Origin of the sequence: Companilactobacillus furfuricola, assembly GCF_003946325.1 — a bacterium.
GTDB lineage: Bacteria > Bacillota > Bacilli > Lactobacillales > Lactobacillaceae > Companilactobacillus > Companilactobacillus furfuricola.
In genome coordinates this window covers 25,288-32,046 of the sequence record NZ_RHNT01000024.1, presented here as the reverse complement: position 1 = coordinate 32,046, position 6,759 = coordinate 25,288, and the positions used below count along the sequence as shown (strand labels likewise).

The window sequence follows — 6,759 nt, the reverse complement described above, 5'->3', positions numbered from 1 at the left end:
AGCTTAGTGAAAGGTGCAGTTTTGAAACAAGCGAGCGTACTTTGCTCGATTGGTTCAAAATGTGCCCACCACGTTCCCGACCTTAGTTGTTCGGTGGCGTAGCCACCACCATAACCGGTTGCGCAAGTGCGTTAGCACTTACGTTCCTTTAACGTATCCCCGGGCCCCGGAGTCGGCATTGAACGTACACCCAAAATACTACCTCAACACCCTACTAACCAAACAAACTAACACTAATCCATCAAAATAAAACGCTTCTGTCTGCCATAGCTCTCTTACATCTTTAATAGGGAATAAAAAAAAGCAACCGTTATAAAAAAACGATTGCTAATTACCAAAATAGAATCGGGAAAACAAGATTTGAACTTGCGACCCCCACGTCCCGAACGTGATGCTCTACCAAACTGAGCTATTTCCCGATTAAGTATTAAAAAAGCGGAAGACGGGATTCGAACCCGCGACCCCCACCATGGCAAGGTGATGTTCTACCACTGAACTACTTCCGCAAAATGCCGACTAGAGGATTCGAACCTCCGACCCCCTGTTTACAAGACAGATGCTCTGCCAACTGAGCTAAGTCGGCGACATTTAAAAATAATAACAATTAAATTAAAAACCAATACGGGTGAAAGGACTTGAACCTTCATGTCCAAAGGACACTAGAACCTAAATCTAGCGCGTCTGCCAATTCCGCCACACCCGCAAAACTATAAAACTGTAAACCATTAAGCTAAATTGCTTAATGGAGGATACAGGGATCGAACCTGTGACCTCCTGCTTGTAAGGCAGATGCTCTCCCAGCTGAGCTAATCCTCCATGTCTTTGAAATAACTATATTAGTATACCGTTTGGATATAATTATTGTCAACAAAAATTCTGTGTTTTTCTGCAATTTTTTTTAAAGCTAAAAATCCTTCTGTATCACCGGCAATTCAAGTTGTTCAAAGACTCTATTCGAACTGAATTAGGATAACAAAAAAGCCCACATGTTGTGGACTTTTATCAGATCAATTATTCATCTTCATTGTTCTCTGAATTATCTTCAGGACGCATAGTTGGGAATAAGATAACGTCACGGATCGATGGTGCGTCAGTTAAGAGCATAACTAGACGATCGATTCCGATACCTAAACCACCTGTTGGTGGCATACCGTATTCAAGTGCTTCAACGAAGTCGTCATCAATATGTTCAGCTTCATCGTTTCCTTGTTCACGTTCCTCTGCTTGAGCTTCAAATCTTTGTTTTTGATCGATCGGATCGTTTAACTCAGTAAAGGCATTACCGAATTCATGACCTAAAATGTAGCATTCGAATCTGTCAGTAAAATCAGGATTATCTTTCGATTTCTTAGCCAGTGGCGAAACTTCTAATGGATATTCGTAAACGAATGTTGGTTCTTTCAAAGTATCTTCCACAAATTGGTCGAAGAATTCAGAAATAATGTGACCTACACCCCAGAATTCTTCGTATTTTACACCTTTTTCATCAGCAATCTTTCTAGCGTCTTCTAAAGACATCTTTTGGCTAAAATCAACGCCAGTTTGTTCTTTGATAGCATCAACCATCTTGATACGTTTGAAAGGCTTTGATAAGTCAACTTCTTCACCTTGGTAAGTGAATTGTTGAGTTCCCAAGGCTTTGTCAGCTGCATGGCGGAAAATACCTTCAACTTCTTTCATAACATCAGTCATATCCCAGTATGCCGCATATGTTTCCAAACTAGTATATTCTGGGTTGTGTTGCGTATCCAGGCCTTCATTCCGGAAGGCACGACCAATTTCATAAACTCTTTCAAAGCCACCAACGATCAGACGCTTAAGAGGTAATTCAAGAGCAATTCTTAAATACATCGTCATATCTAAGGCGTTGTGATGAGTAATAAATGGACGAGCACTAGCACCACCAGCTTGAGTATTCAATACTGGCGTTTCAACAGACATAAAGCCTTCTCCATCAAGATATTCACGAACAGCAGCAATGATCTTAGTCCGTTTTTGGAATCTGTCAAAGCTATCTTGGTTAGCAATTAGATCCAAATATCTTTGACGATAGATTTGTTCAACATTAGTTAGTCCATGGAACTTATCTGGCAATGGACGTAACGATTTAGCTAGCATTGTGACGTGATTGACCTTGATGGTCAATTCACCCATATCTGTCTTCATGATCTCGCCGTGGATACCTAAGTGGTCACCAAGGTCAGAACGTTTGAAGATATGATAGTTCTCTTCGCCAACTTCATCCTTACGAATATAGATCTGGATCTTTCCAGAACGATCGCGGATGTCAGCAAAACCAACCTTACCTTTACCACGCTTTGAAACCATACGACCTGCAATGACAACTGGAAGATCTTGTTCTTCAAGAGTTTCCTTGTCTTCATCACCATATTTATCATGGATTTCTTGTGCTAAAGCTGTTCTTTCAAAGCGTGAACCAAATGGGTCTACGCCTTCATCATAAAGTTCTTGGAGTTTTTCACGACGAACTCGTAATTGGTCATTCATTTGTCTTTGTTCGCCTGTTAGCTTCTTCTTGTTACTCAAATTATTTTCCCCTTTTCTTAAGAAGCTTTGCTTGCTTTGTTTTCGCGCTTCTCGTAGTTATCAACGAATTTATCCAGAATATCAAATACTTCTTTCATGGTATCAGCTTCCATGACTTGTGCACGTGTCCGCACTGCATGAGGAATACCTTTGAGATAGTAAGCAGCTTGTGTTCGGAATTCTGGAACTCCGACTTTCTCACCCTTTAAGTCTACCAGACGTTCGAGTTGAATTTTAGCTGTATTTATTTTTTCTCGAGGTTGTGGCTCTGGTAATAGCTCACCCGTCTCAATGTAATGCTCCATCGCATTTAATTTCCACAGGTTTCCTAAGACAGCTCGACCGACCATGGCAGCGTCAGCTCCAACTTCCTCGATCATGTATTTAGCATCTTGAGGCGTTTTGATGTCGCCATTTCCCATAAAAGGAATTGTTAGCTTATTAGCAACTTGATGGAGAATATCCCAATCAGCTTGACCTTGGTAAAATTGAGCTTTTGTCCGTCCATGCATGGCAATGGCACTTGCGCCACCAGCTTCAGCAGCCAATGCATTTTCAACGGCAAAAATATGATCACTATCCCAACCAGTTCGCATCTTGACCGTCAATGGTTTATCGATCGATGAACTAATTGCTTTAACGACTTGATAAATCTTATCCGGATCTAGAAGCCAGCGAGAACCAGCATCTTCTTTAGTAACTTTCTTCACGGGACAACCCATGTTGATATCAATGATGTCACAGTCTGTATTCTCAGACACAAACTGGGCAGCTTTGACCAAATTCTCTTGATCTCCACCAAAAAGCTGAATACTTACTGGGTGCTCATTAGGATCCACCGAAAGCATCCCAAGAGTCTTTTTATTACGAAATTGGATTCCTTTATCACTGACCATCTCACAGACGACCATGCCAGCACCAAATTCTCTCGCAGTTAACCTGAACGATTTATTGGTGATCCCTGCCATGGGCGCAACGACGATTTGATTGGGAATCGTAACGTTACCTATTTTCCATTCCATTACGAGTACCTCGAATTTTTCAATTACAACTTGTCATGATATCAAAAATTGCGTTGTAATGGCAAATTTCAACTATTTTTTTCAGTAATAATTTGAGCTAATTCATCGGCACTAAATTGGTATTTATTATTACAAAACTTGCAAACTGCTTCTGCACCATTATTTTCGTCGATCATCGCTTGTAATTCTTTGTCTTGCAAAGTCGCTAATGATTTAGAAAATTTTTCTTTTGAACAATCGCATTTGAACTGAACACTCATTTGTTCGAGTACTTTCACTTCAATACCGTTCATTAATTTATCCATGATCTCTTCGACTGATAAACCTTCATTCATTAATTCTGAGATATTAGGAATGATTTTAAGATTGTTTTCGATTTGGGTAATATCTTTATCGTCAGCTCCGGGCATTGTCTGGATCAAAAAGCCACCAGCTTTTCCAACGGTCTCATTTGGCTGAACAAAGACTGATACTCCCACAGCTGAAGGGATCTGTTCAGATTTAGCTAAATAATAAGCAAAGTCCTCACCAATTTCACCGGAAACAATTGGCGTTTGTCCAGTGAATGGCTCTTTTAGGTGAAGATCTTTGGTAATGCTCAGAGAACCTGAAGTTCCCACTGCTCCACGAACATCGATGTGATGTTTGTCGTTCAAAGGTAAACTAACATGAGGATTTTGAATGTATCCTTTAGTATTTCCTTTTGCATCAGCATCGACTACGATCGCACCAGCAGGTCCGTCACCGATGATACGAGTGGTCATGATCTCATCTTCTTTTAAAGCAGATGTTGCGATCAAAATTGACCCGATCATTGTACGTCCCAAAGCCGCTGTAGAATTATTCCAAGTGTCATGCCGCTTTTGAGCCTCACCCACTGTTTGCGTGGCATCGATAACGTAAACTCTAAATTTTCCATTTGTTGAAACAGCTTTAATTAATTTATCTGCCATATTTAACTCCTTCGTAAGAAAAAGCGACTCTTGCGAGTCGCTTTTCGTTAATCGTTCTTATTATTGTCATCTTTTTCAGAAGGAAATTCAATCTTATTAGGATCATCATTTTCTTTTGAATCTTCAGATGGCTTGTCATTTGTAGATGTTGTCTCTTCTGAATCAGCTGAATTCGAACTTGAATTTGAGTCATCATCATGATGATCATCTTCATCATTTGATCTGCCTTCGGTCTTTTGCTTTGCAGCATCTTTAGCTTCAGCAGCACGTTTAGCTTCTTCAAAAGTAGCAGCACTTTCACTTGGGAATTCTTCTTTCTTGTCGTTTTCTGGCATCTTACCAGAGTTGTACAAGCTGAGGATTTCTTTTTCATCAAGTGTTTCGTACTTGAGAAGTGCTTCAGCAATCAATTTGTGTTGTTCACGGTGACTCTCAATGATCTCACGAGCTTGTTCATGAGATTCATCAACGATCCGTTTAACTTCTTGGTCAATTGCCTTAGCAGTATCTTGTGAGTAATTAGGTTCAGCACGGTAACCACCGGATCCAACTGGTTGTCCATCTTTTTCAAGTTGAACTGTTCCTAGTCGATCAGTCATACCGTACTCAGTAACCATTGTACGAGCAATATTAGTTGCTTGTTCAAAGTCATTTGAAGCCCCGGATGATTGTGAACCAAAGATGATTTCTTCAGCGGTTCTACCACCAAGTAAACCAGTAATCTGTTCAGTCAATTCTTTCTTAGTTACTAAGTTTTGATCATCACGAGGAAGCATGATGGCATAACCACCAGCACGTCCACGAGGAACGATCGTAACTTTTCTAACTACTCGAGAATCATTTAATACTAAACCGATCAATGCGTGTCCAGCTTCGTGGTAAGCGACCATGTGACGTTCTTTATCAGAAATAACACGGTTCTTCTTAGCAGGACCGGCAATAACACGGTCTTCAGCTTCATCAATATCTGATGAATCGATCTTCGTCTTGTGACGTCTAGCAGCAACTAAGGCAGCTTCGTTAAGTAAGTTCTCAAGATCAGCACCTACGAATCCAGGTGTTTGTTGAGCAATAACTTTCAAATCAACGTCATCGGTGAAGGTCTTATTCTTGGCATGGACTTTAAGGATCGCCTCACGGCCCTTAACGTCAGGTCTACCAACTAAGATCTTCCGGTCAAAACGACCTGGACGAAGTAAAGCAGGATCTAGAACATCAGAACGGTTAGTAGCAGCCATAACGATGACTCCTTCATTACCAGTAAATCCGTCCATTTCAATAAGCAATTGGTTCAATGTTTGTTCACGTTCGTCGTTTCCGCCACCTGTTCCAGCGCCACGTTGACGACCAACAGCATCGATTTCATCAATAAAGATAATTGATGGAGCATCTTTCTTAGCATTATCGAATAAATCACGAACACGAGATGCACCGACACCGACGAACATTTCAACGAAGTCAGAACCAGAGATGGAATAAAACGGAACTTTAGCTTCACCAGCAACGGCTTTAGCAAGTAAAGTCTTACCAGTACCAGGAGGTCCTTCTAGTAGGACACCAGATGGTATTCTAGCACCAAGTGAAACATACTTTCGTGGATCTTGAAGGAAGTCAACAACTTCAACAAGTTCTTGCTTCTCTTCCTCGGCACCAGCAACGTCTGAGAATCTGACCTTGTTCTTCTTAGGATCTTCAGGCTTAACTTTGGATTTACCAAAGCTCATAACTCGGTTGGCACCGCCGCTTTGTCCTCCTCGACCCATTAAAGCGAAGAAGACAAATCCGATCAGTAGTAGTGGAACAACAAAGGAAATAATCAAGTATACCCATTGGCTAGACTGTGACTTAGCCGCGGCAGTAGTCTTGACATTCTCAGCTGTGGCAGCATTGTTGATCCGTTTCAAAGTATCATTGTTAGGTAGTACAACAGAGGTAAATTGAGTTACCTTTGAGCTTGATGAATTACTACGGCCAAACAATGAGACTGATTGGGAAGTATTTGAAGTTTGAGCTTTCTTGTAAGTACCTGTTACTTGATAAGCTCCTCCAATTGGCTCAATTTTAAAACTCTTTACCTTGCCCTTTTTAAGTTGTGTAATAAATTGGTCTTGGCTCAAAGTCTTTGATGAGTCGGTCGATTGCCCACCGGCAAACCAACTTGCTGCAAGAACCAATACTACAAATAGCAAGATGTAAAACAGGCTATTATTTATTAGCCTATTTCGATTATTTTTCAT

General features: G+C 40.8%; 4 protein-coding genes and 5 tRNA genes. All 9 read right to left on the bottom strand.

Going from position 1 to position 6,759, the window contains the following annotated elements; all coding sequences use genetic code 11:
* Positions 1 to 345: 345 nt before the first annotated feature.
* Positions 346 to 419, bottom strand: a tRNA-Pro gene (locus EKM78_RS07670).
* Between the two features lie 15 nt (positions 420 to 434).
* Positions 435 to 506, bottom strand: a tRNA-Gly gene (locus EKM78_RS07665).
* Positions 507 to 510: 4 nt separating this feature from the next.
* A tRNA-Thr gene (locus EKM78_RS07660) sits at positions 511 to 583 on the bottom strand.
* A 37-nt stretch (positions 584 to 620) separates the two neighbouring features.
* A tRNA-Leu gene (locus EKM78_RS07655) sits at positions 621 to 703 on the bottom strand.
* A 40-nt stretch (positions 704 to 743) separates the two neighbouring features.
* Positions 744 to 816 (bottom strand) — tRNA-Val (locus tag EKM78_RS07650).
* Between the two features lie 195 nt (positions 817 to 1,011).
* Complete coding sequence (gene lysS, locus EKM78_RS07645; RefSeq protein ID WP_125770998.1) at positions 1,012 to 2,508, bottom strand: lysine--tRNA ligase; 1,497 nt, start codon at positions 2,506 to 2,508, stop codon at positions 1,012 to 1,014.
* 56 nt (positions 2,509 to 2,564) lie between these two features.
* Positions 2,565 to 3,569: a tRNA dihydrouridine synthase DusB gene (gene dusB, locus EKM78_RS07640; protein ID WP_125770994.1), complete on the bottom strand. Its 1,005-nt coding sequence runs from the start codon at positions 3,567 to 3,569 to the stop codon at positions 2,565 to 2,567.
* 68 nt (positions 3,570 to 3,637) lie between these two features.
* Positions 3,638 to 4,522: an Hsp33 family molecular chaperone HslO gene (hslO, locus tag EKM78_RS07635; RefSeq protein ID WP_125770992.1), complete on the bottom strand. Its 885-nt coding sequence runs from the start codon at positions 4,520 to 4,522 to the stop codon at positions 3,638 to 3,640.
* 47 nt (positions 4,523 to 4,569) lie between these two features.
* Complete coding sequence (ftsH, locus tag EKM78_RS07630) at positions 4,570 to 6,759, bottom strand: ATP-dependent zinc metalloprotease FtsH (RefSeq protein ID WP_125770990.1); 2,190 nt, start codon at positions 6,757 to 6,759, stop codon at positions 4,570 to 4,572.